The organism is Acinetobacter sp. YH12049, assembly GCF_013419875.1.
Classification (GTDB): domain Bacteria; phylum Pseudomonadota; class Gammaproteobacteria; order Pseudomonadales; family Moraxellaceae; genus Acinetobacter; species Acinetobacter amyesii.
The window spans coordinates 14,174-40,411 of the sequence record NZ_VOZH01000011.1 but is presented as its reverse complement, the minus strand read 5'-3'; the positions used below and the strand labels follow the sequence as shown (position 1 = coordinate 40,411).

Here is a 26,238-nt window from a genome sequence, read left to right as displayed (position 1 = left end):
GGAGCATCATGCTCCTTTTTTTTGCTTTAGATATGTGACTTTAGGGTTTTATTTGATGCGCATTATTTGTTGAAAAATATATCATGTTGAAATAAGGAAAAGCACACAGGGTTAATGTGAATATTCAAGAACATTCAGAATTTATAAAATTAAATGCTTATGAGCTATATACCAAAGCTTGGCAGCCTGAAACTACAGATAAAGATGCAACTTTGGCTCCGATTATATTGATGCATGATTCACTAGGCAGTGTTGATTTGTGGCGTGATTTTCCTGCGCAATTGGCTGCTGAGTCTTGCAGAACGGTGATTGCCTATGATCGGTTGGGCTTCGGGAAATCATCAGCGAACCCTGATCCATTAAGTACTGATTTTGTCTATGCCGAAGCACAGCGGAGCTTTAGGGCGCTTCTTCAACATTATTCCATTCAACAGTTTATTGTTATGGGGCATAGTGTCGGCGGGGGAATGGCAGTCGTCATTGCCACTACATACCCTGAACAATGTCGAGCTCTGATCTCCATAGCTGCGCAGTATGAAGTGGAAGAACTGACATTATCGGGTATACGTGAAGCCAAAACAGGTTTTGCGCAGCCGGGACAGCTTGAACGCTTGGCTAAATACCATGGGGATAAAGCCCAATGGGTTTTGGATGCTTGGACTGAAACTTGGCTCTCACCGAGTTTTCGTCAATGGAACCTCGAGCAATATGTTGGAAAAGTACAGTGTCCAAGCTTGATCATCCATGGAGAACTGGATGAATATGGGACGACAGCACAAGCTCAGAAACTTTTTTCGGGTATACAAGGTGATGCTGAGCTAGAGATTTTGGAAGGGCTTCATCACATGCCGCACAAAGAGCAACCCGCATTGGTCGCTGCACTCATCTGTGATTTTGTGAATGATTTAAGTTGATATCGAAAGAATATAAAAGCCCATCCGATGATGGGCTTTGTTGTTATAAAGAGCGGGAAATCAGCTCTTTCATAATTTCATTGGTACCGGCATAGATACGGTTGGCACGGTTGTCGATATAAGCCCGTGCAATTGGATATTCAAGCATATAGCCATAGCCGCCATGCAACTGCAGACATTCATCCACGACTTTGGAGAACATTTCTGAAATTTTGTATTTAGCAGCTGCGGCTGCGTCAATACCGAGCTGTTCCTCAAGTTGTAGTTCCATACAGCGATCTAGATAAGTTCGACAAAAATCGATTTCAGTGCGTAGCTCTGCCAATTTAAAACGGGTGTTTTGGAAACTAGATACGGTCTTGCCAAATGCCTTACGCTCTTTGGTGTATTGAACAGTGTGCGCAAAGGCTGCTTCTGCACCGGCTTGGCAAATAATCGCAACCAACATGCGCTCCCAAGCCAATTCCTTCATCAGCATCATAAAGCCCATACCTTGCATGCCGAGTAAGTTACTTTTAGGGACGCGGACATTATCAAAGAACAGTTCACAGGTATCCTGACCTTTCATGCCAATTTTGTTTAAAGGTTTGCCTTTACTAAAACCGACGCGATCTGCTTCGACGATAATTAGCGATAAATTGGCTGAACCTTTTTCACTATTGCCTGTCTTGCAGACCACAATTGCCATGTCACATAAATAGCCATTGGTGATAAAGATTTTTGACCCATTAATAATATAGTCATCACCATCTTCTGTAGCGGTTGTGCGTACGGCTTGTAGGTCTGAACCTGTGCCCGGTTCGGTCATTGCAATGGCAGTCACGGTTTCGCCAGATGCCATTTTCGGCAGCCAATGCAACTTTTGTTCTTCATTGCCAAAGTTATGAATGTAATTGGCCACGATGTCGGAGTGCAGTGAAAAGCCGGTAGAGGAGTCCATAGCATAGGCCTGCTCTTCAATCAGAATCATGCTATAAAGCCGGTCAACACCATAGCCGCCATAAGCTTCGGGCATGGTCGGGCAAAGCAAGCCCATGGCACCAGCTTTATTCCATAAGTCACGGTCTACATGTTGTTGTTTTTCATACTTTTCGATATTGGGCACAACTTCTTTTTCATAAAATTTTCGTACTGTTTCACGAAATGCATCATGTTCTGCATTAAATAATTGACGTGGCAGCATGTTGTTGAGTGGGCGAATCGCTCCAGATTGCATTTTGAATATCCTATTCATTTTTATGGCTTTGTCTCAACTTATAAGATGCAGCGTGTGACTGCAATGTGCAGAACATTCAAAAGCAGTAAATGCGATGAAGCATTCGGTCAATCTTTGAAAACACTCCACTTCAATGGGGTGGATGAGTTACACTAGACGGGTTCAACGATTGGGGAAGACAATGACTGATGAAATCAGCTTAGAAGAGCGTAAAGTGATCTACCGCGCACGTCGTGGTTTAAAAGAGATTGATGTTTATTTTGATCCCTACGTCAAAAATTACTATTTACAAGCCGATGCAGCTGAAAAAGACATGTTTGCAGAACTCGTTGCTGCAGAAGATCCAGATTTGTTGGATTGGTTTATGGAAGTCAGTGAACCACCACGTCCTGAATTAAAAACGTTTATTCAAAAATTAAAACACTACGTTCATGGATAATCGGCAATTCAAACTGAAACGCAGTTTTTTATCGCATGTGTTTCAGTTTTTTATTTTTGTGGTATTGATGACGCTGCTTTATCAGTTACTAACACCCATGCTTTGGGGGATATTTTTCCTCATCGGGCTAGTGGTTTATGTTCTGTTTTTCCGTAAGCATTTACACGTCATCAGTCTAGATTATTTGGATGGAACTGATTGGTCTTTGCAACGGCTCAACCGTCCAGTGCAACGCGTTCAAATTAGCCATATTTTGGATCATCAAATGTATATCGTGGTGTATTTTATGCATGCGCGTGCAAAACCAGTGATTATTTGGCGCGATCAATTGTCCTTGAAACAGTGGAAATCACTCAAAGTATTGGCCAAAATGATCTAATTGTTAGACAGTCTTTTATTTTTAAAATCTAATAAAATTTAAATATTTCATTACCTTATGGTGTGGGTGGAATAATTTTGTCTAACAGGATTGGATTTTATTGGCAAAATATTTAAATTGTCTGACAATTTTAAGCTGTGCGGTGATTCTCTGCCTATATATTAGCCTTACCAACAGCCGTTAAAGGAAATCATCATGATGATGCCAACTTGGATGTTTCTGGTAATAGCGATTGTGTTAGCAATTGTTATAGGACGACTAGGAACAGTGCTGAAGGAACAGTTAACTCAAAAATAAGCAGTCAACGCTTTCACAGTTAATAAGTAGCATGTGCCGAACCGTCGCTATGCTACTTTTTTTTGCCTAAAATTTAGTCTTTTTAAAAAATCAGTCAATTGCATTCAATGTGATTCATGGCACATTGTGTCGTTCAAATTAGAGCAAATACTCTTTTATTCATTTTTTGCTTCTGATATGTTTGTCGTGATGGACATAAACACAATTATAGAGGACAGGAAAATGTCGAGCGTCCAAAAAATATGCCAGGGTGTGGCAGTTGTAGCAATAACAAGTACATTATTTGCGGGGTGTTCGCAGGTTGTAAAAACCGGTGCCAATGTTGCACTCGGATTTACCGAAAAACATATTGTGCCACCCATTTTAGCGATGGAAGATGCTGAAATGGTGTGTAATTCAGGTAATTCATTAACACCAGCCATTATGGCCACCAAAGATATGGGCGCAGACCCAACACGTGTGGCCGTATTGATGTATTCAGCAGCAGGGATTTGTGCAGAACAAAAAGCCTTGAATGCAGAGTTACGTTATTTACGTGCGTCTAAAGCCAACCAAGTGACCGAAGCGCAGGATGCACGTGTTGAACAAAAGCGTTGGGCGGCACTTGCTGCACAGCGTCAATATACCGGCTATCAATTATTTCAAGATCGTTATGAAAAGAAGTATAAGAAAAGTCTAGGTGAAGGCTGTCCAAAAATGAACAGCGACATTGACCAAACAGTGTATATGTTGGGGATGTTGAGTGGCTTACAGGCCATGACCAATGATATTAACTCGGGTGGGGCGGTAAACGTTCCTAAAGACATTGCTGCGATTGTTGAACGCGGTATGGTGTGTCTGAATAATGAAAAATTTTGGGGTGCACCAAATGCAACCCGCGCTGTGATCTGGACCTTATTGCCAGGCGCTGGAGATGGAAAACCTGATCCATACCAAACATTGAAACAATCTACGCAAATTGGTGAGCAAAAGGGTGTGAGACTGTCACATGCTTTATATGCGGTTGCTGCACAAGCCAGTGGCGATGATGCGAAAATCCGTGATGCCTTACGTACCTTTGCACAAGCGCGTAGCGATGAGAAACCTGTTAATCCACAATTTAAGCTCATCGATAGCATGGCTGAAACCATGGTGAAAGGGATTTCAGATCGTTATTGGACTGAACATACAGGCGTTCGTACGGCTGATGATGGTATGGAACATTTCTGGGATGAAAGTGCCAATAGTTCTGAACTCGATGATTTGTTTAGTGGTGATATTGAAACCAGTGGCACAGCTGCAAATTAATCTTTGCAATAGCGTTTAAAAGTGAGGTACAGGAGGAGCGAAAATGAAACTACAATTTTTAATACCGAAAATTGTCTTTCTTGCCGTATTCGTTTCGATCTGTGCCTCGCTACAGGTATTTAAAGATTATTTTATCTATTGGCAAGATGACTTATTTCATGATTTTTGGCGCTTATGGACCGCACATTGGGTTCACGTCGGTTGGATTCATTTTGTTTTAAATATATTGGCCTTTATTTGCTTACCGTTTATTTTCCCACGAGTTTCGACATGGCATTTTGTTGCCATTTTATTGATTTTATCTCCTTTAATCAGTCTAAGTTTCTATTTTTTCTTACCCGATATTGAAGCCTATGCCGGATTATCTGGTGTCTTACATGGTGCCTATGTCGCGGTCGCTTGTGTGCATTTGATGTATCGACGGGAGCGAAATTTTGCAGCCTTTGTATTGTTGCTGATTTTGGCAAAATTGGTGTGGGAAAATACCGTGGGCAATACGGGAACGGCTGAATTAATTGGAAGCCCCATTTTAGTCGAAGCACATTTATTGGGGGTGATTTGGGGCATTATCATCGCCTTGTTCTATCTTGTTGGCAATTATTTCTGGGATCGTTAGCTCACTTTAGGTGATTGGGTTGACAAAAAAAACCGAAAAGAAAATACATATTGTCATTTTAATGTTTTGAATATTGATGCAAATTTAAACGTAATAATAAAACAGTTAGGTCAGGGAAAGGAACTTCTCGAACCGATAAGGAAGAGGATGCTTAGTCCAGCTAGGCTCCAAAATAAAAATAGGAAGACTCATGCAAAATGATGCACAAAACAGATCCAGCATCGTTGGTCTGTTACGTTATGTCTGGACAGAATGGATTTCGACTCTAGTCGTATTGATCTTGCTTCTGCTTACACTAATTATCGGTACAGGGGAGATGATCCATGGGCAGTTGCTCCGTATGGGAGAGCGACTGTATGGTGACCCTGCAACAGGTATGCAGTACTCTTTTTTAAGGGCTGAGCCTGCCAAGCCTGAATGTGACCGTAACCCGAATGTCGATGCGTTGGTGAAAACTCAAATGCAAGCCAATGCAGCAGATGAGTTTGCTGATTTTTTTGGTACGGCATCTGAGAATGACGTTCGTTCGTCTATTTTAGCGGGTGTGCAGCAGTGTGAAGAAAAGTATCAATTTTATGATAAAGCCATGCAACATATGGAGAAGCATCCGAGTATTCGCGCCTATCGTAATTTTGAAACAAGCTTCTTCGGTATCTTTAAATTTGGTACTGAAAATCGCGCCATTTTGTTGATTTTTATGGTGGTTATAGCTGCGATTAGTGCGACATTGAATATTCATCATATTGGTCTACGCGGTCCTGCAACCAAGAAGGATTATCGTGTTTATAGCCTGATGATGAGCTTCGGTAATGGACTGTTAACCTACTCAAGTATCAGCCAATTCAATTCAGTGAAAAATTCGGGAGTTCCAATGACCACCGAAACTGAACTGATTTATTGGATGTGGATGACGCTGTTCTCAATCCTGACATTGATCAGTGTTTTGCAATTGTTTAGTCCGCCAAAAGATGCCAAAGAGGGCGGTAGTCTTAGTTTCGCGTTCCTAAGCGTGCCTTTATATGCGTATATGGCGTTGATTACAGGTATCGCCTTTATCTTCTTTATGGACTACCCGATGGGGCAAGGCATCTATTTAGGGCAATTGGTCGAGTTTTCAAGTATTTTCCTGAATCTAGCGTTATTCATTTGGGCGGGTATGTTGTTGAAGCAAACCCGTGTCGTAGATTTATTCTTGAATATTTTACGCCCATGGAACTTAGCTCCTGAGACTTTAACATGGCTGATTTTAATCGCAGCAGCATTGCCTACAGCCTATACTGGAGCATCGGGGATCTTTGTCATTGCGGCAGGCGCGATTATTTATAAGGAAGTGTGGAACGCTGGCGGACGCCGTCAATTTGCCTTGGCTGCAACAGCAATGTCCGGTTCGCTTGGGGTGGTTTTACGTCCATGCTTATTGATTGTGGTTGTTGCATCGCTAAATAAAGAAGTGACCACGGATCTGCTTTATCAATATGGTATTTATACGTTCTTGCTGACATCTACGATGTTTTTAATTGTGTCGTTATTTTTTGCAGAACATAAGTTCCGTATTGCTCAAGCCAATGTGGCAGCGCCGCAGTCAGGACGTGCCTTCTTAGCCGTTATTCCTTATATTGTGATTTTCGTGCTGATCTGGATGTTCTATAAATATTTATTGAATACAGATTTAAATGAATTTACTGCACCAGTCATGATGCCTGTTATTCTGCTGATGATCGTTTTAGTGGATAAATTACGTCATCAGCCAGCACCATTGTCAGCAGTTGGGCATTGGGATGAAACACTAACAGCAAATTATAGTGCGAATGCTGAACCTGCTTTAGCCGGCGCACAGGTTGCACATGCAGAATACCGTGAAGGATTACATGGCAATAGCACAGATGATGGGCAGGCTGCGAATCATACAGTGGCTCAATCCAGCTCTATGCAAATTCTACGTCAAGTTGGTTTTTGGAAGTCGATGCATATTTCGACCAGTGAAACCGTTGGACATATCGGTGCTTTGGTTATTTTGATGGCGCTTTCGGTAAGCGTTGGTGGATTGCTAGAGCGTACTGAAGTCATGAGTTTATTCCCAACTGATATCAGCAGTACTTTTTTGGTTATCACATTGATTGTCGGATTGATGGTCTTTGTGGGTATGATTATGGATCCGTTTGGCGCAGTCATTTTAATTTCTGCAACTATTGCTCCTGTAGCCTATCAATACGGTATTCATCCTGTGCATTTTTGGATGATTACACTCATTGGTTTTGAGCTAGGTTATGTTACGCCTCCAGTTGCATTGAACCACCTCTTGGCCCGACAGTCGATAGGGGATGCTGAAGTCAATGAAGCGGATGCTGAAGTTCGTCACTTGTCGTTTTATTACCGTTATGAACGTTGGATTTTGCCGCTGATTGTGCTGTTCCCTGCAATGTTGATTATTGCGTATCTGCCGTATTTCTTTAAGCTGTTTGGTTGGTATCAATAAATTAATTTTGAAGCATTAAAAAAGCACCTTCGGGTGCTTTTTTTATTGAATAGGGGGCTGTGCGTTTGAAGGTAAATGAATGGATATTTATGACTTTTTAAACTTATTTTGTAGGATTGGACTACAGAGCAAAATCGCTAAAAATATAAAAGCAAAGCCGAATAGGCTGTAAATGTCTGGCAGTTCCTGCCAAAGAACAAAGCCCCAAATACCCGCAAAAATAATCGCGATATAGTTCACGGGGCCAATTTGACCTGCGGGTGCAAGCTTATAGGCATTGGACATAAAAATTTGACTGATATTGGCCAAAAGCCCCGCTGTAATCAGAAAAGCAAACTCCTTGAAACTATAAGGACGCCAAAGCCAGAACATCGGGATCATGGAAATGAGTGTGCCAAAAAAGCAGAAATAAAACACGATGCGTTCAGGCGGCTCGGTTGCTGTAAGGGCACGGACAGTGACAAATGCCATGGCTGCCAAGAAGCTTGCGCTCAGTCCGATCAGTGATAACTGATTAAACATTCCTGCATCGGGCTTTGCGACGAAGAGCACGCCAATCAAACCAATGACGGCGGCAATGAGCATACTCAGGGTCATTTTTTCTTTTAAAAATAACCATGCAATTAAGGGGATGAAGATCGGCGAGGAATAGGTGAAGACCATGGCATTGGAGAGTTTTAAGTGTGCGATGGCATAAAAAAAGCCATACATTGCCACCAAGCCTACGATTGAACGCCAGGTATGCATCCACAGTTTTTCAGTTCTAAAAAACGTGCTGCCCTTTTGTAGGATCAAAGGTAGAAAGATCAATAAGCCAACCGCATTGCGAAAAAATACGATGGTGGCATTATCTACTGTGTGGGATGCGTAGCGTATACAAACCCCCATGATGGAAAAAAGCAGTGCTGACAGCATGAGAAAGCCAATTGCTTTGGGGATATTTTGTGGTGTAGTAGTGGACATAACAAAAAGGCTAGAAAATCTGATGATATTCTAGCCTATAAGTACGCATGGTGTAGCAGAAGTCGGTTATTTTGCTTGTTGTGCTAACTGTGCTTCGAGTAATTTAATTTGTTCTTCTTTCAGTTTAATCAGCTCATCTGCATCTGAATGTTGCTGTTTTAAGCTTTGCTCCTGATCATTCAATTGTTGTTGAATGTCATCTAATTTGGCAATTTCCTCTTTGGCTAAAGAGGCATTTTCAGGTACAGCTGCATCTAAAATGTCTTCTTCGACCAATTTAAGGGTTTCAGTCTCTGCGACAGGGACTGATGCTTCAGTTTCAGATTGGACTGGGACTGCAACAGGCGGTTTAGCCGGTGCAGCGACCAGTTCTTCTTGAAGCGCAGATTTATCTGCTGTACTGCTGCTTAACCATTGATATGCAAAAAAGATAGCAATCAATAACGTTAAGCCCCCAATGATTCCAACTAACAATTTTGGATTATGTCTTTGATCTTCTGTCATTGTTTGACCTTAATTTTTATTTAGGCTGACGTGGCTTAAATTGGATCACACCGATATCGTCTGGCACGGCAGGTTGTTCAGGTTGATCGACATGAGTCGGTCGATTTTCACTGTAACCACAATCAATGCATTCGATCCATTCGTCTTCGCCAGAGGTCAGCATGACAACCCGGTCCATCGCTTGGCATTTTGGACATTTTGCACCTGCAATGAAGCGTCGTTTAATGGTCATCATACTTACCTTGAATCTAACTAAGGTCCCTAGTTTAAGCGTTTTTAGATGCGTTCGTCCAACCTTGATGACGCAGCAAAGCATCTATTTTTGGCTCGCGTCCGCGGAAATTGATAAATGCGTCAAGTGCCGTATCTTTTCCGCCAACTGCTAGAATAAATTGTCTAAACGACTTGCCAGTCGAAGTATTAAAAATTCCTTCATTTTCGAATCGGTCGAAGGCATCACTTGCCAAAACCTCTGCCCATTTGTATGAATAATAACCAGCAGCGTAACCACCTGCAAAGATATGACTGAAACCATGTTGGAAACGGTTGTACGAAGTAGTGGGTGCAACTGCATATTTTTGACGAATATCATCTAAGGTTTGTTGGATGCCTGCAGCGTCCAAAGCAGGGTTGGCCTTATGGATATTTAAGTCAAACATGGCAAATTCAATTTGACGTAACGTTTGCATCCCTGACTGGAAGAAACGCGCATCTTGTAGTGCTTTTAACAGATCGGCTGGTAAAGTTTGTTTTGATTCGATATGTTCACTGAGTAAATCTAAACTTTCTTGATCCCAAGTCCAAAATTCCATGAATTGACTTGGCAGCTCTACCGCATCCCACGCCACACCATGTGTACCAGCCACAGCAATGTTATCGACTTCAGTGAGCATGTGATGTAAGCCATGACCAAATTCGTGGAACAGCGTCGTTACCTCATCATGGGTGAGTAAAGCAGCTTGCTCACCGACAGGTGGGGTGAAGTTGCAGACCATGTAGCAAATTGGTTTTTGTAGACCATTTTCAGTTTGCATGCGTGAACGGAAACCGCTCATCCATGCCCCGCCACGTTTACCGCTTCGTGCATACAGGTCAAAGTAAAAACCGCCAATCACGTTGCCTTGATCTTCAAGTTCAAAATAACGTGCATCAGGATGCCAAACTGGCGCTTCACGCTCGATTACATTGATGCCATAGAGACGATTTACAATGCTGAACAAGCCTTGAATAATTTTAGGTGCAGGGAAATAGGGCTTCAGGTCTTCTTGTGACAAATTAAACTGTTGAACTTTGAGTTTTTCTGAATAGAAAGTGGCATCCCACGGTTGTAACTCAGTGATACCGTCTTGCGCTGCAATGGCTTTCAGTTCAGCGATTTCTTTCTCTGCTGGTACACGCGCATGTTCTGCCAGTTCAATCAGGAACTGATCTACAGTTGCCACATCGGGTGCCATTTTGCTTGCCAAGGACAATTCGGCGTAGTTGTTAAAACCAAGCAGGCTAGCCATTTCCTGACGTAGTTTCAAGATTTCTTCCATGACCGCTGTATTATCAAATTCAGCAGAGTCTGCCTGATCAGAAGCACGTGTGGTATAGGCTTTATAGAGTGCTTCACGCACTTCGCGGTCTTCTGCATAGGTCATAATGGCAATATAAGACGGGAAGTCGAGTGTGGCTACAGCCTGTTCGAGTTCGCGTTGCTGACCATATTGTTTCAGAAGTTCAATACTGCCTTGAGGTAGTCCTTTGAGCTGCGCTTCAGTTAATGGTTTGAAGTAGGCTTGGGTGGCATCCAATACGTGGTTGGAAAAGTCGGATGATAACTGTGAAAGGCGTGCAGAGATTTCTGCATAGCGTTTTTTCGCTTCACCTTCTAAGGCTACGCCTGAAAGTTTAAAATCTCGTAACGCAAGTTTAATCGCGCTTTGCTGTGCTGCAGGAAGCGTGTCGAATACACTGTTGTCATGTACATGCTGATACGTTTGATACAACACTGTATGTTGACCTAGCTGCGTATAGTACTCACTCAGGCTGGGTAATAAAGATTGGTAGAGCTCTCGAGTTTCAGCATTATTCATCACGGCGTTCAGATGCGACAGCACGCCCCAAGCTTCACTCATATTATTTTCAAGGTCATCGACCTGTTCTAAAGTATTCAGTTGTTTTTGTACCGAATCTGGAACAACCGTCAGTTCATTTAGAAATTGTTGACCGTGTTGAATCGCATTTTGAATTTTTTCTTTGAGTTGATCTAAAGTGATTTGATCAAATTGAGGAACAGGTAATGTTGCCTTTTCTAAAGTCATATTTTCTACTTCATATAAATCCTGAGTTATTTATAGATGTAGGGTTTGTTGCGGGTTAAATCAAGACTAAATCAGGAATTATTCATCTTCTGCAGAGGTCGAGAAGTCTTCACTGACCTGAAGAATCAAAAAGAGCGCCGAAGCGCTCTTGATTTAAACCTTAATCCGCAGATGATTTTGCATTGGATTTTTTCTTTTTCGGTTTAGATTTTTTCTTCACTTTATCTTTAGCCTTCGCTTCAGATTTGCTTGCAGATTTTTTAGCAGGCTTTTTACCGAATGAACTGGGCTTAGATTTCGATTTTTTGCGTCGTATGGGTTGTTCTCCATCTTCAGCAGCGTTGGTTTTACGCTCTGAAAAGACTTCTTCTTTGGCTGTAGGCTTTGCAGCACGAGGTGCACGCGCTCGAATAGCACGACCTGCATGGCTCAATTGTTGAATCAATTCAAAGTCGATTTTGCGCTCTTCTAGATTTACGCCAGCGACTTTAATTTTCACTTCATCGCCGAGACTGAAAACTTGACCTCGAGATTGACCAATTAAGCTCTGACTCGGTTGGTCATAGACAAAGAAGTCATCACCCAATTGGCTGACGTGGATCATGCCATCAACATATAAGTCTTTGAGCGTTACAAAAAGGCCAAATTCAGCAGTTGCACTGATGGTGCCGACAAACTCTTCACCCAAATGCTGCTGCATATAATGGCACTTCAACCACGTAGTGACAGAACGTGAAGCTTCATCTGCACGGCGCTCTGTCGCAGAGAAGTGTTCACCTGCATCATCCAGCGAAGCGCCAGAAATTGGGTAAGGTTTTTTCTTCAATTGTGCTTTGATGGCACGGTGAAGTAACAAGTCTGGATAACGACGGATTGGAGATGTGAAATGCGTATACGCTTCATAAGCCAAGCCAAAGTGACCTGCATTGTTCGCGCCATAATAAGCTTGCATCATTGAGCGGAGTAAAACCGCATGAATGCTTGGAGCATCAATACGGTCTTTGGTGGCATCAATCACGGCTTGATAGTCAGCTTGAGTCGGCTGTTCAGGGAATGGTAGCCCCAATAACTTCACAAAATCACGAACCTTTTGAATGCGTGAAAACTCAGGTGGCTCATGCACACGGTACAGCATTGGAATTTCATTTTTTAATGCATATTCTGCCGCTGCGACGTTTGCCAGCAACATACATTCTTCAATCAGTTTGTGTGCATCATTACGGCTACGCGGTAGGATTTCGTTAATACCGCCTAGCTCATCAAAGGTCATATAAGTTTCAACGGTTTCAAATTCCATCGCGTGGCGTTCAGCACGTAAGCCTTTCAACACTTGATACAATTGGAATAAGGTATTGACCGATTTACGTACATCACGGTCGTCAGGAATGGCTTGACTATTACCCTCAAAATATTCGGCCACTTGAGTATAGGTCAAACGAGCTTTGGAATGCATCACACCCGGATAGAATTCAAACTTAGTAACACGACCCGCGCGAGATAAGTTTAAATCACAGACCATACATAAACGGTCTACGTGTGGGTTCAAAGAACATAAACCATTCGACAGCGCCTCAGGCAACATCGGCAATACAAAATGAGGGAAGTACACCGATGTACCGCGCTCTTGAGCTTCGTCATCGAGCGGTTTACCCGGACGTACATAATGGCTGACATCGGCAATTGCCACCACAACACGATAACCACCACCCGGACGTTTTTCCGCATACACGGCATCATCGAAGTCGCGGGCATCTTCACCATCAATGGTGACAAGCGCTAAATCACGTAAGTCGACACGATCTTCACGATCTTGTTCTGATGGCTCTTTAAAGCTGTTGGCTTCTTGTTGTACCGCTTCAGGGAATTCGTAAGGTAAACCAAATTCTAAAATGGTTTGCGGAATAATAATTTCAGTGTCTGCTTTATCAGCCATCGACTGAACAATATGACCTGTCGCAAATTCCTCTTTGGTTGGGTAGCTGTCAATCGCAATACGTACAGAGTCACCGAGTTTGACTTTGGCATGCTCGATTAATTCTCTTTCTAACGTAATCGGTTGGTGTGCATTGGGATTTGCCGGCTGAATAAAATATTCACCTTCATACTCAGACACTTTACCGATAATTTCTTTGACACGATGCTGTAGAACTTCAGTAATAAAGCCCCATGCTTTGCCTTTACGGTCTACCGAAGTTTGGCGGACTTTAACACGGTCACCATTAAACACCTGACGTAACTCACGCTCAGGAAGTAAAAGGTCATCTTCACCGCTAATATTGGCTGTGCCTAAACCTTTTGAGTTGATATAAACCGTTGCTTCATGAGTCGGTTGCTCAGCTGCAAGCTGGAACTTAAATCCATCTTTCATCAACTGACCATCTCGAACCATCGCAATCAGACGATGACTCAGTGCATCAATACTTTTTTGATCGGCAATTTCAAAATGTTCTACAAGATCGGCATGCGACATTGCAGTTTTCAGTTGTTCAATCGTCTCTTGAATCAGAGTACGGCTTGGAATTGGATTGTCATAACGTTCGGCTTCAGCTTTTGCTTCAGGGTCGACCCAGTTTTTCATATGTATTTGGCTTCAAATCAGAAGATTAGGATTAGCATAAGTCATGCAAGCAGATACTGCACGCAATTGATTGCAATAAAGTGTTTTATGCCGATATTTTATAATGTTTAAAGCTGAAAAGTAGGGGATAGCAGCGCGTGCTGAACTAATTTTGCACTAATTTTTTGAAAATCGTTTAAAAAATATCTAATTGAGTAAAAAAATGAAAAAAATATAACGACTGTGCTTGCAGTCGTATCATGATCTTTGTATTATGGCGGCACGTTACGGTGAGATGGGTGAGTGGCTGAAACCACATCCCTGCTAAGGATGCATACGGGCAACTGTATCGAGGGTTCGAATCCCTCTCTCACCGCCACGATTTACTTATGTCGCGCTCATAGCTCAGCTGGATAGAGCACTTGGCTACGAACTAAGGGGTCGGGAGTTCGAATCTCTCTGAGCGCACCAATAAGTAAATCTGAAAACGTAGTCTTTTAAGACGACACAAGTTACGCGCTCATAGCTCAGCTGGATAGAGCACTTGGCTACGAACTAAGGGGTCGGGAGTTCGAATCTCTCTGAGCGCACCAACTTGAACAAATTACCGCACATGTTGCGGTTTTTTTGTGCTTGTGATTTATCGCTTTGATATAGCTGTCTTTTGTCTTTTGTCTTTTGTCTTTTGTCTTTTGTCTTTTGTCTTTTGCTTGGATTGTATAAAGCGTTCTTTTTCATAAGACGACCCATCAGTAAATTTGATTTTGTTTTCTTCCATAGATAACCTTTTTTTTCAGATGTTCATGGTGATGCAATTTTTTAAATCTAAGGCAAGGAAAAGTTGACTCATTTAAAGCCGTGATTCAATGATGGCGATATACTTGTTATCTATCTTGAGCATTTATAAGTGAGTACAGCTACCTGTAGATTCCAAACTTGTGATGAAAAAGCCATTAAAAAAGTAAATCTGGCTGATTTTTAGCGTGTTTAAAGGGCAATTGTTTATTTGCTGTGCGTTTGGTTAAATTTATATGAAAAAGCTCTTAACAAAAAATAAAAATCACGTATAATGAGCCTCATCAAGACGTCGCGCTCATAGCTCAGCTGGATAGAGCACTTGGCTACGAACTAAGGGGTCGGGAGTTCGAATCTCTCTGAGCGCACCAACTTGATCAAGATTGAAAAAACCGCACATGTTGCGGTTTTTTTGTGTCTGAAATATAGCTAAAACCAATAAATTCAGCTCATCACTCAAGGTTCTAATTTAACTTCTGTTTAACTTTGAGTGCAAAGACTGTATTGCCGCCTAAAGCCGGCAGCATGTCGTGATACGGCATACTGCGCATAGCACGAAGTAAAAAAGGCGCTTTGTCATCAATCTTCATCGCACTGGTCAATTGTAATAACGAACCTTGTTGTAAGGGGCGAATATGCATTGCACCTCGGACAAACTTTAAGTCCCCACCGGTTGCGGTATATTGATTTTGCAATAAATCGGGATAGTTAAAACGCATTTTAAAATCGAAGGGAATATTGATCACACCTAAACCCACCAAAATTTTATAGTCGGCATCCATGAGGTGCGGATTAATTTTCTGCACTTGCATATGTTTGACTTGTCTTGGAAATAAGTGCTTGAACGAAGACACATTAATCCAGCGCTGTAAGCTCGAAGGCTCTTGTGCATAATATTGAAAACTGGTACTAAAGCGCATCAATTCATAATTTTGCCCAAAGGGAACGCGCTGCGCTGTCAAAATAAAGGACACAGGTTCTTTCGAGCTTTGACTTAATTGGGTGATTTTGTCGAGTTGAGAGGCATTTAATTTGAGTTCAGGCAATTGATTTGCAGCGAGAGTTTCACTACTAAAGGCTTTAAATCGGCGCTGTAATGATTCGAGTAAAAAACCATTGGTTCCCGCAGGAATCCCTAATTTGGCATCGGGTAAGGCATTTAATATTTTGCTAAACAAAAAACCTTTGGGCTGATTTAAATCGCCCCATTGGGTCACACTAATCAAGGTGTGTTGTGCATCAATCTCAAACCATTCAATTTTCCCTGCACCAAAGGGCACTGGTGCTTCTAGAACCAAACTATTAATGCTGTTGTGCTGAATTTGGTGCTGCATCACCACAGTTTCTTTAAAGTTTAAAACCGGAATCGGCGTCGGGATGTGGATGCGATATTCAACTTGGCTGGTTGAACCTTGCTGTTGCAAAACCTCAGCAGATTTTAGCGTGGGAAATAAGCCGGCGTAGTTTGGATAATTACTGAGTAATCTGGCGACATTTTTACTGTTGGTTGGGACAACCACCGCGGCACTTTGAAATTTACCAACGACTTTTTGTCCTGCTTTCATCGTGGGTAGACTAATTTGCTGTGAAGGATGTGCAAAAATCACGATGTGATCACCGGCAAGATTTGCCAAGGCTTTGGCATTGCCATTAAATAAGTCCAAACTACTAGGGATCTGGGGTTGCCATTGAACGAATTTGGCCCAACTGGTCGAGATACTCAGTCCACTCAGAAACACCAGCACCATGATTATTTTTGTTATCTGCATGTCACATCCTGCGTATGCAATCTTTTATTTGTTGCTGTTTTTAACGTATTTCTAGAGGGAAGGGAAGTAGTGATGTGTTACAACCGACCATTAAAAAGCATGAAGCAAGTTTGAATTGTGGTGTAGTATTTAGCGCAATTCATTTTTAAATATTCATACGCTTATGTCTGAAAATCTACCTGCATTATCGCTGCGCTATTTTTTAAATCTAGAAGAATCACAGGATGGTTTTGCACTAGCTACTTTTGGCAAAAAGCAATTTACGCGTTTTTTAACGCCAGCCATTAGCCTTGGGATTATCATCTGGGGTTTTTACTTAGGTGTAAATGGTGTCGGTGCCTACTATGTTGGGCTGGGTGCTTTCTTTTTACTTCTTCAAGGTATCATGCGTTATTGGTTTTTACCGATGATGTTTAAACGTCAGTTTGTAAAATACCAATTAGGAAAAAGTGAACAAGGTATTGATTTATTTCAAGACTATGCAGAAATTCATGCCAATGGTCGTAAGAATATCTTCCATTATGCTGAAGTGGCCAATTTTGCTGAAGGCAAATTGACCTATATGCTTGAGCTGAAAAATAAAACCGTGATTATTGTGCCGAAAAGTGCATTTAAAGATACTGCGGACCAAGCGATTTTTAGCAATACTTTTCAGCACTAAGACAATCTATTCATAACAAAAGAGGGAGTAGTATGCAGTCACGTCCATCTAAAATTGTTTGCGTCGGTCGTAGTTATGCAGATCATGCCAAAGAATTAGGCAATGCAATTCCTGACCGTCCTGTGCTTTTTATGAAGCCGCCAAGTGCATTAACCGCATTAGAGCAAGGCATCACATGGAATCCTGCATGGGGCAGTTGCCACTATGAATGCGAATTAAGTTTACGTATTGATCGTCCTTTATCGGCTGAAACTGATCCTCTCAAAGCCTTAGAAGCAGTTGGAGCTGTGACTTTGGGCCTAGATCTGACTTTGCGTGATCTACAAGATGACTTAAAGAAAAAAGGTCAGCCTTGGGAGCGTGCCAAAGCTTATGATGGTTCTTGCATCCTTGCGGATTGGGTCGATGTCCAAGAGGTGGTTCAAGATTGGAAAGATGTGCATTATACCTTGCATGTCAATGATGAATTGCGTCAGAACGGTGATACTGCATTGCTGATTTTTGATGTGGGTACTTTGTTGGCCGATATTAGCCAAGTGTTTAGTCTTGAGGCGGGTGATGTGGTCATGACGGGTACGCCTGCAGGTGTCGCGGCACTACAGTCAGGTGAGCAGTTGAAAATGACCCTAAAAGGCAAAAATCAGGACTATGTCTGGACAACCTTTGTCAAATAATCTGTGAACGACATACAAAAAGGCTGCTTAATGCAGCCTTTTTTGATTGATCTATTCAGTACTGCTTGATGGTGGTGGCTCATTGGGTTGTAAAGGACCAGTGTCTTTCCATGTTTCATAGGTGTCGGCCATATGCTGTGAGTCGGTGTCTCCCAATGCACCAGCTTTGGCATACCATTGTCGCGCTTTTTCACCATCTCGAATGTCATAATGATAATAATGTGCCATTTTCATCGCGGCGTCAGCGTCTTGTCCTTGTTCTGCAGCATAGCTTAAATATTCGGCAGCTTTGTCGGGTGTAGACGAAGGATGTTCAGAAAAATAGTGTTGATTTCCCAAGACTTTGATTGCTTCGACATTCTTTTGTTTGGCGGCTTTTTCATACCAAATTTGCGCTTGGTGCTTATCTTGAATTAAGCCTTTTCCCGTGTCGTACATCCAACCAACAGTATATTCAGCAGCAGGATCATGGGTGTTTTTTGCAAGGTCTAGCACCCAGTGTGCAAGGAAAATATTGCCATCTTGCTGCATCTTTCGAATCACTTGATCTGCATGCGGGTTTCCTTGGTAGGCTTGAGTCATCAACCATGCGAATGCGTCCGTAGTGCCTTGATCCGCAGCAGCTTTGTACCAATGTACACTTTGTTCGATATTTTGTTTTGTGCCCGTTCCACTGAGGTATAAATCACCCACTTTCATTTGTGCAGTCGCATCGCCCGTTTGAGCGGTTTTGAGTGCAGAATTAAATTCACGCTGTTCTTTGGAACTACAAGCCGTTAAAAATACGGCAGATAAACACAGCGCTAAAATGGTTTTTTTATTCATTCGAAAGGGAGTCATTATCATTCTTTGTGGATTTTTTGATCTTAGCGGATTGTTGAATCACTTTATAGAGACCCTTATAGCTAAATTTAAACACATTTAGGGCTTTAAGGCAGATTTTCTAAACTGATCTGGGGTGCAAAGCATCCATTTTTTAAACATATTTATAAACGCCGAGGCATTGGCATAACCAAGTTCTAAAGCAATATTTTCGACGGTTTGACCTGCGTTGAGCATCGACATGGCTTTCATGACTTTGAGGCGTTGTCGCCATTCATGCAGCGACATCCCAAGTTCTTTTTGACAATAACGTACCAGAGTACGTTCCGTCATGTTTATCCGCTGTGCCAATTGCTCAAGCGCGCTCTGATCCGCAGGATGTTGATGTAAATAATCAAGCAGTTGTTTGAGGGCAGGGTGTTCCGAATGCGGTAAATAACTACTGACCAGTTTGGCTTGATGCAGTTGATCTAAGATCACATGGAGTAAGCGTTGATATTCGGCCGTATTTTCCAGGAGATCGGCTTGTTGATGCAACAGACGCAAATGGCTGAATATCGCTGTAACTAAAGGTGAGCTGAGTAAAATCCCCGGTTGTTTCGGCAAGTGGGTGCATAGAGATTCATGTACATATAAGGTGCCATGTGAAACTGCAGTACGATTTAAACCACTGTGTTCTAAGTGTGGGGGAAGCCAGATGCCATAAGGTGGTGGGGTAATATAGTCTATCTGATTGATGTTCACTTCCATTACGCCATTAAAGGCATAGACAAACTCGCCCCAAGCATGCCCATGGACGGGATAAACAGACAGTGCAGGATCGTCACGAAAACTGATCCACAGCGCTGCTTGAATTTCATCGTTAGTGGGAAGTTGTTGCAACTGCGTATGATCTGCACGAGCTTTATGACACATGAGAAATTTTGCCTGAATAAGAAGATCACTTGTCTATTTTGAAGTATATATTTTATTTCTGACAGTTCTATAGTGTTGCTTGTCGTATTGTCGAGTAAAAAGTGTGGAACAGCGTAAGGCGCTAGATGCAAAAGCTTCTGGTCTGATGATTATTTTGTGCATGATTTTAGGGATTCAGCAGGTCATTTTGAAATTGGCCGCGGTTGATATTGCGCCGATCATGCAAATTGCCATTCGATCGGGTTTGGCTGCGCTGTTGGTCTTTCCACTGATGCGTCTCAAGCCGGGTACACATTTATATACACGCGAATACTTGCTACCGGGTATCTGGTTGGCGTTTTTATTTTCAGCCGAATTTATATTAGTGGCAGAATCCCTGCGCTATACCTCTGCATCACATACCGTTGTCTTGCTCTATACCGCACCGATATTCGTGGCACTAGGTTTACATTGGAAGTTGCCTGAAGAAAAACTCACAGCGATCCAATGGGTCGGTATTTTTATTGCCTTTTCAGGTATTGTCCTGTCGTTTATGGGACGTGAAAGTAGCACTACAGTCAACACTCAAGCCCTGTTGGGTGATGCGATGGCATTACTTGCAGGGGTGATGTGGGCCTTGACCACCATTTCATTAAGACTCACCAAACTCTCTGATGCACCTCCGACTCAGACGCTGTTTTATCAGTTAGTCGGTGGTTGCGTGTTTTTATTACCCGTAGCATGGCTGACAGGACAAATGACTGTACATTGGACGGTGCTGTCCATCAGCAGCATGATTTTTCATGTGCTCATTATTTCATTTTTCAGCCTCATGTTGTGGTTTTGGCTGTTAAGTAAATATCTGGCCAATGGTCTGGGCGTTTTTTCATTCCTTACTCCAATCTTTGGTCTAGTCTTTGGCGTATTGATCTTAAACGAAACGATTGAGCTGAATTTTATCTTGGGGACAGCCTTAGTAATGGTCGGGGTGATGACGGTAACCTTGCATCGATGGTTAGCTAAATTGATGGGACGTCAACGTACAGCGATCTAAGATCATGTATAAATAAAAAAGGAGAGCTACGGCTCTCCATTTTATGTACGGTTATTTTTCTTCAAAAATAGTCGCAAGCGGAATCGAGAGTTTGGCCGCAAGATAATCATCCGATTCGACCAGTTGCGGTCCAATTTTTTCCATCCAGACATCATCTGGATCGACGCGACCTAAATCTTGGCGTTTAGGGAGGGGATAGGGAAGTTTACTGTAAAAACTCCAGAAATCCACTTGGGTCAAATTACGGACCAATACATAATGATCATCGTCAGTACGTTTAATCAGGTGCTGCTTTTCAAATAATAAAATATAGCTCGGCAGGCGACCAATTTCATCACGCCCTAAAACCTCAAGCGCTTCTTTTTCTGTCACGCTCTGACCAAGTTTTTGCTTTTTATAAAATAATTCCAGCAAATCCATCAACATAATCACAGGATGACGTTTTTGATCTTTGCCTGAATTAAAGGCGGTCAGTGCATAACTAATTTCTACCCCAATCAGCACAATATTCCATGAAAGGAATATCCAAAGTAGGAAAATTGGCACCGCAGCAAAAGCACCGTAAACGATTTGATAACTGGTGAAATTTGACATGACAAAACCAAAAAGGTTTTTGAGTAATTCAAATACCACGGCACTAAAGACACCCGCGATCAGCGCCGCCTTGATCGGCACACTACGGTTGGGAATCGTCCAATACAGAATGAAAAAACCTAAAATGGTCAATGAAAAAGACAGGATCCACAGCAGAAAAGCCCCATCCAGTTCATAGCCTGCAAAATTATTGCTGAGGACATTCATAGAGGCCAAGGTAGATGACACAACAAATGCGCTACCCAGTAAGATTGGGCCTAATGAGATAATAGTCCAATAGCGCATAAAGCCAATAATGCCGCCACGTGTCTCACGCACCCGCCAAATTCGGTTAAATACTGTCTCAATGCTGGTCAGCATCATAACTGTGGTAATGAATAAAAACAGTACACCAATAACAGTCAGGTTACTGGATTTATCGGTGAATGCATTCAGTGCTTTATCAAAAGCAATTGTCGTTTTCGGTAGGAAATTACTATAAATCAATTGTTGAAGCTGTTGACGAGCAGGTTCTAAAGCTTTAATTGAGGAGATGATGACCAAGAATACGGTCAACATGGGTACCACTGCAAACAAGGTGGTATAGGTTAATGATCCAGCTTGTTCACGGCAGCGATCGGCTTCAAAACGTCGAATGACAAATAAAACAAACTGAAACCATTTCTTGTCGTAAAAGGGAAGTTTTTTTAAAAATGCTTCGATCATTCGTTCAAGTCTCGAGTTATTTTAGTCATGTTTATGCAATTTTCATCACTTAGCTTAACCAAAAAATAGGAAAAATACCGTATAGTTTTCTTTTTTCATTGAATTTATAAAAATGACGCAAGCTTATGTACTAGTGCTGTATTACAGCAAATATGGTTCAACACGTGAGATGGCACATTTGATTGCCAATGGAATTGAAGCGTCTGGAATGGCGGTAAAAATACGAACCGTTCCAAATTTATCTACTGTGGTGACTGACGTGCAGCCCAGTATTCCTGCCGAAGGCGATATTTACTGTAGCTTAGATGACTTAGCGCATTGCTCAGGTTTAGCCCTTGGTTCGCCAACACGTTTTGGTAATATGGCGTCGGAAATGAAATATTTCTGGGATCAAACCACAGCGCTTTGGCTCAATGGCGCATTACATGGCAAACCTGCCTGTGTGTTTACCAGTTCAGGTTCAATGCATGGGGGACAGGAAAGTACTTTGCTGACCATGCTGCCGCCTTTGTTTCATCACGGAATGATGGTTATGGGTTTAAGTAATGCCCATCCGGCATTATCGAATACCAAAACGGGTGGTACACCTTATGGTGCAAGCCATGTCAGTGGTCCACGCCATGATCAGTCATTGAGTCAAGATGAGCGTAATTTGTGTGAAGAGCTGGGTAAACGCCTAGGCGAAGTCGTCAAAAAGTTGATTTGATACTTACTTGCTCTAGGAAGTTGCGCTAACTTTGTAGCGAACGGGCAAGAAAAGGCTTAAATATTGCACTTTTCTTGCTTTATTTACGTGTGACGTCTTTTTATTTATGACGTTGTATACCGCCCAAAATATAAAAATAAATCTGTCGAACTATTCTTGAAATATTAAAAATAAATGATATCAACAATATATTGAAAGTTTTTAAATACAGCCTGCTCAGTGATGGTTTCGAGTCGAATATTGCTCTGTCTTTGGGCGCGTTATTTTTATTTTTTGATTACATGATTTGTATTTAAATTTCTTCTTTAGGGTGTGTGATGTCTATTGTTAATTTTCTAATGACTTTCCTGTGTTCCGTATTGGCTGCATCTTCCTTGTGTACGGCAATGCCAGTTTATACAGTATGGATTTCCCGCAAGAGAAAAAAGCTGAAGAAAAAGAATTTTTAGCGAAACAAGATCAAGTTAAAGTGGACTCAAAATCTTTAACTGATGTTTCAAAATAATTGATTCGCCATGGTTTTCGAATAGCATTTCAATAGACTAGAAATACATATTAGAAAAACAATAACCTATTAAAAAAGAGCGCTGAAGCGCTCTTTTTTTATATCCAAATTAGTCTTGATCCGAAGTCTTTGCAGCGTCTTCAGGCTGTTGCTCAACTTCAAAGCGCTGTTTGCAATCTAAACATTGGTAGTCGAGAAAAATATTTTGATCGACGATCACGCCGGCTTTTTTACCAAAACGGTGTCCGAGAAAACCGCCTGTAATACCGACGCTAATTGCACCAACAAAAGTCCCGATGGTTCCGCCCATAATCACGCCAAGTGGGCCAGCAGTCACGCCACCAATCGCAGCACCAATAGATGCGCCAGATGCCGCACCACCGACAGTCCCTGCAGCAGTTCCTGCACCACTGAGTAAGACACCACCAATTTTTTGTAAGTTTTGTTCATGGTTACGCTTTTCAATATGGGTTGATCCACATTTTGGACATTTAACTGTCGATTCCATGTTTTGATCTTCTGTATTCATAACTTTCCATAGCCTTAAAAAATAAAGTGGCCGAATTTATGGTGCAGCATAATGTAATTTGACAGATGAGTAGTTGACCCATTCGATCAAATGCAACGATTTTCCTGAATTTTATCGATTTTTGCACACAAATGTTTTGTCTGCTTGTAACTAAGGCGTTAAAAAGTGCGCTTTATGTCACCTTAATGGCAAATTTTTAGCAAAAAAAAGAACACCTGATGTGTTCTTTTTTCTTTTGAACGCAAACTTAGTCACGAACAAATTCAACTGTACCATTCGCCAGTGATTTCACACGTGCCAATGATTCAACGCGATAGCCTTTTTCAAGCAAAATATCACGACCAGGTTGGAATGATTTTTCAATCACGATACCGATACCCAATACTTCAGCACTTGCTTGATGAATAAGATCTGCAAGACCTAAAGCCGCTTGACCATTGGCCAAAAAGTCATCAATCACTAAAACTTTATCTTCAGCATTGATGTGCTTTTTAGAAATCGCGATCGTGCTTTCAGTTTGTTTGGTGAAAGAAAACACTTTTGAGCGATACAAATCATCTTTTAAGGTTAAAGATTGATATTTACGTGCAAAAATCACAGGAACACCAAGTTCAAGACCAGCCATTACTGCAGGTGCAATACCTGATGCTTCAATCGTAATGATTTTTGTGATGCCAGCATCTTTAAAAAGACGGGCAAATTCTTGACCAATTTGTTGCATCATCACAGGGTCAATTTGGTGGTTCAGGAAAGAATCGACTTTCAGAACTTCTTCAGAGAGAACGATACCTTCAGCTAAGATTTTCTGTTCCAGAGCGTGCACGGGAGAATCCTCGAGGGGGCAGGTGCTTTTTAAAGCAAAAGCGTATTTTAAAAAGCACCGTGAAAAATGCAAGCGAAATTGATCAAATCAATTAATTTGTTGCACCTTTATAGCCCGTTAACAATAAACCGTAAGAGGTTTTATTGTCTTGGTGGGAAACTTTGACAGGTAGATAATCTAGTTTTGGTGCTAACCAGAAAGTCGTTTGACGGCCTGGTTTGTCATGACGCATCACGACTTTAACGGTGTCAAAAGTTCCATAAGTGGTTTTCACTTTTTCAGTGCCTTGTTTCACGAACTTACGAGCTTCAACCTCTTTGGCATCGGCAATGTAGTAATTCGATTTCAAACCACCATTTTTTAAATCTTCACGAATTTGCAATTCAGCATTGAGTTCATCTAACACACCTGATTTCCACGCAAATGAACGCGCTTTATCATCTTTTTTGGTATTAATGGTTTTTGCGCCAGCATTAAAATTAATATTCATGGTGTTGTTGTGCACCAAAATTTTGCTGCTGCGGCTAAAGCTGTTCGAGTGAATTTGGCTGCCATTTAAACTAAAACGACTGGTTTCAGTTGCAGAGGCCATCGCACCAGCTTTTGCTGCGAAAACATACGTCCAGTTATTCCCAGATTGTTTTAGGGTACGTGTTGCAGAACCCAAGTTTTTGCCGTTGTAGTTAAACTGGTAGCTTGCTTGGAATGGACTCATGGCAAATGACTGACTTGAGAAACCAGTCAAAAGCAGTGTAGTCGATACCCCAGCAACAAGACCTAAATTTTTCAAAACTGAATGTGCCATAAGTATGGTTTTCCTATTCAATAGAAGTGTGGTGGGCTAAACCACCTGATATATTTATTATGCGGCTGGATTGTGGAGAATCACGTCACAAATCCGTGCCTAATGTATATATTGTGTAGCGTTTTTATAGGTTCAAGATGCCTAAGTACAGGATAAGTCTAGCTTTCCTTTTGCTTTATAGGCGTGACTTCATCGTCTTTTAAATTTGAATCATCCCAGTCTTCCATCCGTTCTTGCGACATTTTGGTGAACAATGCGGTTAAATTAACATTACCAATCACCACCAATTCGGCCTCACGTAAAACAGCATGGTTGACATGGACTTTGCCCAGTGTGTCGATAATCGATCGACTTTTACCGAGCCAGCGATTCAGGTCTAAATACAGTAAATCATCTTTAACTTTGATCACATTGAGCTTTTCCAAAATCATACCCAATGGATCTTGGTTGAGTACTTTTTGATAGAACCATAACGCCATGCGCACGCCCATCTTATACAGAACATTTGGATACTTTGCTTCAATCACTTGTGTATCACTAATTTGTTCAAATACGATCAATTGGGTTTGTTTGTTGAGTTCCATCTGTACCAGTTTTAAATCAACAGAGAGTGTTATGATCAGCCCGTTATAATCCAATGTGGCATACAGTCGAAGCCAGTCATCATGCAGGTCAGCATGCAAGTCTTTGAGCATTTTCACATTATCGGTCACAAAGCGCTGAAATGTCGCATTTAAAAACACTTGAGACATTGGGAATTCACGCTCATCTTCAATAAATCCTTCAGCTTTTTGGTACACTTGGCGTATACGTTTAGCGATATTGGAAACTAGCGTTTGCATAAGAAGTGCATCCTGACAAATTATGTTTTTTGACGATGTTTATCTTGTCGATTTCTATAAAAACACAAGGTTTTGATCTTGCAGTTTAGCAAAATAAATTGCACCA

25 protein-coding genes and 4 tRNA genes are annotated in these 26,238 nt (G+C 41.7%); 15 read left to right on the top strand and 14 right to left on the bottom strand.

Translation table 11 applies throughout. The features are described 5' to 3' along the window. Positions 1-116: 116 nt before the first annotated feature. The gene (locus FTU05_RS06470) at positions 117-914 is read left to right on the top strand and encodes an alpha/beta fold hydrolase (protein ID WP_373683914.1); all 798 of its coding nucleotides are present in this window, start codon (positions 117-119) and stop codon (positions 912-914) included. 43 nt (positions 915-957) lie between these two features. Here FTU05_RS06470 and FTU05_RS06465 read toward each other — a convergent pair whose 3' ends face one another. Next, positions 958-2,130 (bottom strand): acyl-CoA dehydrogenase family protein, encoded by a 1,173-nt coding sequence (locus FTU05_RS06465; RefSeq protein ID WP_180055988.1) that lies wholly within the window; start codon positions 2,128-2,130, stop codon positions 958-960. A 181-nt stretch (positions 2,131-2,311) separates the two neighbouring features. Here FTU05_RS06465 and FTU05_RS06460 point away from each other — a divergent pair, with 181 nt between their 5' ends. The 5 genes from FTU05_RS06460 to FTU05_RS06440 all read left to right on the top strand — a co-directional run bounded on the left by FTU05_RS06460 (position 2,312) and on the right by FTU05_RS06440 (position 7,624). After that, positions 2,312-2,569, top strand: coding sequence for a succinate dehydrogenase assembly factor 2 (locus tag FTU05_RS06460; protein WP_078189264.1), 258 nt, complete (start codon positions 2,312-2,314; stop codon positions 2,567-2,569). Then, positions 2,562-2,948, top strand: coding sequence for a hypothetical protein (locus tag FTU05_RS06455; RefSeq protein WP_180164666.1), 387 nt, complete (start codon positions 2,562-2,564; stop codon positions 2,946-2,948). The genes FTU05_RS06460 and FTU05_RS06455 overlap by 8 nt, the downstream gene beginning before the upstream one ends. Before the next feature lie 519 nt (positions 2,949-3,467). Then, on the top strand, positions 3,468-4,532 hold the full coding sequence (locus FTU05_RS06450; protein WP_180160143.1) for a hypothetical protein: 1,065 nt from the start codon (positions 3,468-3,470) through the stop codon (positions 4,530-4,532). A gap of 43 nt (positions 4,533-4,575) precedes the next feature. Continuing rightward, on the top strand, positions 4,576-5,148 hold the full coding sequence (gene rrtA, locus FTU05_RS06445) for a rhombosortase (RefSeq protein WP_168379122.1): 573 nt from the start codon (positions 4,576-4,578) through the stop codon (positions 5,146-5,148). A 190-nt stretch (positions 5,149-5,338) separates the two neighbouring features. Continuing rightward, positions 5,339-7,624 carry a TRAP transporter large permease subunit gene (locus FTU05_RS06440; protein WP_180164663.1) on the top strand — a complete coding sequence of 762 codons (2,286 nt, stop codon included), beginning with the start codon at positions 5,339-5,341 and terminating at the stop codon, positions 7,622-7,624. Between the two features lie 87 nt (positions 7,625-7,711). Here FTU05_RS06440 and FTU05_RS06435 read toward each other — a convergent pair whose 3' ends face one another. The 5 genes from FTU05_RS06435 to rnr all read right to left on the bottom strand — a co-directional run bounded on the left by FTU05_RS06435 (position 7,712) and on the right by rnr (position 13,975). Beyond that, positions 7,712-8,587 (bottom strand): DMT family transporter, encoded by an 876-nt coding sequence (locus FTU05_RS06435; protein ID WP_180164661.1) that lies wholly within the window; start codon positions 8,585-8,587, stop codon positions 7,712-7,714. 66 nt (positions 8,588-8,653) lie between these two features. Continuing rightward, positions 8,654-9,091: a hypothetical protein gene (locus FTU05_RS06430; protein WP_180133479.1), complete on the bottom strand. Its 438-nt coding sequence runs from the start codon at positions 9,089-9,091 to the stop codon at positions 8,654-8,656. Between the two features lie 16 nt (positions 9,092-9,107). Then, entirely contained in the window at positions 9,108-9,317 is a 210-nt protein-coding gene (locus FTU05_RS06425; protein WP_171256675.1) for a YheV family putative zinc ribbon protein, read from the bottom strand. A gap of 40 nt (positions 9,318-9,357) precedes the next feature. Next, entirely contained in the window at positions 9,358-11,397 is a 2,040-nt protein-coding gene (locus FTU05_RS06420; RefSeq protein ID WP_180164660.1) for a M3 family metallopeptidase, read from the bottom strand. 160 nt (positions 11,398-11,557) lie between these two features. Further along, positions 11,558-13,975, bottom strand: a complete 2,418-nt coding sequence (rnr, locus tag FTU05_RS06415) for a ribonuclease R (protein WP_180164658.1) — start codon at positions 13,973-13,975, stop codon at positions 11,558-11,560. 268 nt (positions 13,976-14,243) lie between these two features. Between rnr and FTU05_RS06410 the strand changes: the two genes are divergently transcribed. The 4 genes from FTU05_RS06410 (at position 14,244) to FTU05_RS06395 (ending at position 15,120) form a co-directional block, all read left to right on the top strand. Beyond that, positions 14,244-14,333 (top strand) — tRNA-Ser (locus FTU05_RS06410). A gap of 15 nt (positions 14,334-14,348) precedes the next feature. After that, positions 14,349-14,425, top strand: a tRNA-Arg gene (locus FTU05_RS06405). A 45-nt stretch (positions 14,426-14,470) separates the two neighbouring features. Next, positions 14,471-14,547: transfer RNA gene (locus FTU05_RS06400), tRNA-Arg, on the top strand. A gap of 496 nt (positions 14,548-15,043) precedes the next feature. Next, positions 15,044-15,120 (top strand) — tRNA-Arg (locus tag FTU05_RS06395). 93 nt (positions 15,121-15,213) lie between these two features. Here the strand turns inward: FTU05_RS06395 and FTU05_RS06390 are convergent. Beyond that, complete coding sequence (locus FTU05_RS06390; RefSeq protein WP_180164656.1) at positions 15,214-16,518, bottom strand: SRPBCC family protein; 1,305 nt, start codon at positions 16,516-16,518, stop codon at positions 15,214-15,216. Positions 16,519-16,681: 163 nt separating this feature from the next. On the opposite strand from FTU05_RS06390, the gene FTU05_RS06385 reads away from it, so the two are divergent. Together FTU05_RS06385 and FTU05_RS06380 are read left to right on the top strand one after the other, a co-directional pair. After that, the gene (locus FTU05_RS06385; RefSeq protein ID WP_180008423.1) at positions 16,682-17,179 is read left to right on the top strand and encodes a YcxB family protein; all 498 of its coding nucleotides are present in this window, start codon (positions 16,682-16,684) and stop codon (positions 17,177-17,179) included. Positions 17,180-17,211: 32 nt separating this feature from the next. Continuing rightward, complete coding sequence (locus tag FTU05_RS06380; RefSeq protein WP_180008422.1) at positions 17,212-17,853, top strand: fumarylacetoacetate hydrolase family protein; 642 nt, start codon at positions 17,212-17,214, stop codon at positions 17,851-17,853. 51 nt (positions 17,854-17,904) lie between these two features. Here the strand turns inward: FTU05_RS06380 and FTU05_RS06375 are convergent, their stop codons facing one another. After that, positions 17,905-18,678: a tetratricopeptide repeat protein gene (locus FTU05_RS06375; protein ID WP_180164653.1), complete on the bottom strand. Its 774-nt coding sequence runs from the start codon at positions 18,676-18,678 to the stop codon at positions 17,905-17,907. A gap of 96 nt (positions 18,679-18,774) precedes the next feature. Beyond that, positions 18,775-19,590, bottom strand: a complete 816-nt coding sequence (locus FTU05_RS06370) for a helix-turn-helix domain-containing protein (protein WP_180164651.1) — start codon at positions 19,588-19,590, stop codon at positions 18,775-18,777. A 103-nt stretch (positions 19,591-19,693) separates the two neighbouring features. Between FTU05_RS06370 and FTU05_RS06365 the strand changes: the two genes are divergently transcribed. Next, on the top strand, positions 19,694-20,623 hold the full coding sequence (locus FTU05_RS06365) for a DMT family transporter (protein ID WP_373685274.1): 930 nt from the start codon (positions 19,694-19,696) through the stop codon (positions 20,621-20,623). A 51-nt stretch (positions 20,624-20,674) separates the two neighbouring features. On the opposite strand, the gene FTU05_RS06360 is transcribed toward FTU05_RS06365, so the two are convergent. Then, positions 20,675-21,922 (bottom strand): YihY family inner membrane protein, encoded by a 1,248-nt coding sequence (locus tag FTU05_RS06360; protein ID WP_168379130.1) that lies wholly within the window; start codon positions 21,920-21,922, stop codon positions 20,675-20,677. A gap of 112 nt (positions 21,923-22,034) precedes the next feature. Here FTU05_RS06360 and wrbA point away from each other — a divergent pair, with 112 nt between their 5' ends. Both wrbA and FTU05_RS06350 read left to right on the top strand, forming a co-directional pair. Next, positions 22,035-22,628 carry an NAD(P)H:quinone oxidoreductase gene (gene wrbA, locus FTU05_RS06355; protein ID WP_180010538.1) on the top strand — a complete coding sequence of 198 codons (594 nt, stop codon included), beginning with the start codon at positions 22,035-22,037 and terminating at the stop codon, positions 22,626-22,628. 349 nt (positions 22,629-22,977) lie between these two features. Further along, positions 22,978-23,133: a hypothetical protein gene (locus FTU05_RS06350; RefSeq protein WP_180110372.1), complete on the top strand. Its 156-nt coding sequence runs from the start codon at positions 22,978-22,980 to the stop codon at positions 23,131-23,133. Positions 23,134-23,242: 109 nt separating this feature from the next. On the opposite strand, the gene FTU05_RS06345 is transcribed toward FTU05_RS06350, so the two are convergent. The 4 genes from FTU05_RS06345 to FTU05_RS06330 all read right to left on the bottom strand — a co-directional run bounded on the left by FTU05_RS06345 (position 23,243) and on the right by FTU05_RS06330 (position 26,132). Beyond that, on the bottom strand, positions 23,243-23,641 hold the full coding sequence (locus FTU05_RS06345; RefSeq protein ID WP_143221668.1) for a hypothetical protein: 399 nt from the start codon (positions 23,639-23,641) through the stop codon (positions 23,243-23,245). A gap of 268 nt (positions 23,642-23,909) precedes the next feature. Further along, the gene (locus FTU05_RS06340; RefSeq protein ID WP_078189246.1) at positions 23,910-24,485 is read right to left on the bottom strand and encodes a xanthine phosphoribosyltransferase; all 576 of its coding nucleotides are present in this window, start codon (positions 24,483-24,485) and stop codon (positions 23,910-23,912) included. A gap of 91 nt (positions 24,486-24,576) precedes the next feature. Beyond that, positions 24,577-25,290, bottom strand: coding sequence for a DUF3108 domain-containing protein (locus FTU05_RS06335; RefSeq protein WP_180010540.1), 714 nt, complete (start codon positions 25,288-25,290; stop codon positions 24,577-24,579). A 158-nt stretch (positions 25,291-25,448) separates the two neighbouring features. Continuing rightward, the gene (locus FTU05_RS06330) at positions 25,449-26,132 is read right to left on the bottom strand and encodes a hypothetical protein (protein WP_111885941.1); all 684 of its coding nucleotides are present in this window, start codon (positions 26,130-26,132) and stop codon (positions 25,449-25,451) included. Positions 26,133-26,238 lie beyond the last annotated feature (106 nt).

Bases quoted from the DNA above. Each gene is read 5' to 3' on its own strand.
- wrbA (WP_180010538.1), top strand. From the start codon at position 22,035: ATGACGCAAGCTTATGTACTAGTGCTGTATTACAGCAAATATGGTTCA.
- FTU05_RS06465 (WP_180055988.1), bottom strand. From the start codon at position 2,130: ATGCAATCTGGAGCGATTCGCCCACTCAACAACATGCTGCCACGTCAA.
- FTU05_RS06440 (WP_180164663.1), top strand. From the start codon at position 5,339: ATGCAAAATGATGCACAAAACAGATCCAGCATCGTTGGTCTGTTACGT.
- FTU05_RS06375 (WP_180164653.1), bottom strand. From the start codon at position 18,678: ATGAATAAAAAAACCATTTTAGCGCTGTGTTTATCTGCCGTATTTTTA.
- FTU05_RS06460 (WP_078189264.1), top strand. From the start codon at position 2,312: ATGACTGATGAAATCAGCTTAGAAGAGCGTAAAGTGATCTACCGCGCA.
- FTU05_RS06420 (WP_180164660.1), bottom strand. From the start codon at position 11,397: ATGACTTTAGAAAAGGCAACATTACCTGTTCCTCAATTTGATCAAATC.
- FTU05_RS06345 (WP_143221668.1), bottom strand. From the start codon at position 23,641: ATGGAATCGACAGTTAAATGTCCAAAATGTGGATCAACCCATATTGAA.
- FTU05_RS06370 (WP_180164651.1), bottom strand. From the start codon at position 19,590: ATGTGTCATAAAGCTCGTGCAGATCATACGCAGTTGCAACAACTTCCC.
- FTU05_RS06450 (WP_180160143.1), top strand. From the start codon at position 3,468: ATGTCGAGCGTCCAAAAAATATGCCAGGGTGTGGCAGTTGTAGCAATA.
- FTU05_RS06330 (WP_111885941.1), bottom strand. From the start codon at position 26,132: ATGCAAACGCTAGTTTCCAATATCGCTAAACGTATACGCCAAGTGTAC.
- FTU05_RS06385 (WP_180008423.1), top strand. From the start codon at position 16,682: ATGTCTGAAAATCTACCTGCATTATCGCTGCGCTATTTTTTAAATCTA.
- FTU05_RS06390 (WP_180164656.1), bottom strand. From the start codon at position 16,518: ATGCAGATAACAAAAATAATCATGGTGCTGGTGTTTCTGAGTGGACTG.
- FTU05_RS06430 (WP_180133479.1), bottom strand. From the start codon at position 9,091: ATGACAGAAGATCAAAGACATAATCCAAAATTGTTAGTTGGAATCATT.
- FTU05_RS06380 (WP_180008422.1), top strand. From the start codon at position 17,212: ATGCAGTCACGTCCATCTAAAATTGTTTGCGTCGGTCGTAGTTATGCA.
- FTU05_RS06335 (WP_180010540.1), bottom strand. From the start codon at position 25,290: ATGGCACATTCAGTTTTGAAAAATTTAGGTCTTGTTGCTGGGGTATCG.
- FTU05_RS06455 (WP_180164666.1), top strand. From the start codon at position 2,562: ATGGATAATCGGCAATTCAAACTGAAACGCAGTTTTTTATCGCATGTG.
- FTU05_RS06360 (WP_168379130.1), bottom strand. From the start codon at position 21,922: ATGATCGAAGCATTTTTAAAAAAACTTCCCTTTTACGACAAGAAATGG.
- FTU05_RS06435 (WP_180164661.1), bottom strand. From the start codon at position 8,587: ATGTCCACTACTACACCACAAAATATCCCCAAAGCAATTGGCTTTCTC.
- rnr (WP_180164658.1), bottom strand. From the start codon at position 13,975: ATGAAAAACTGGGTCGACCCTGAAGCAAAAGCTGAAGCCGAACGTTAT.
- rrtA (WP_168379122.1), top strand. From the start codon at position 4,576: ATGAAACTACAATTTTTAATACCGAAAATTGTCTTTCTTGCCGTATTC.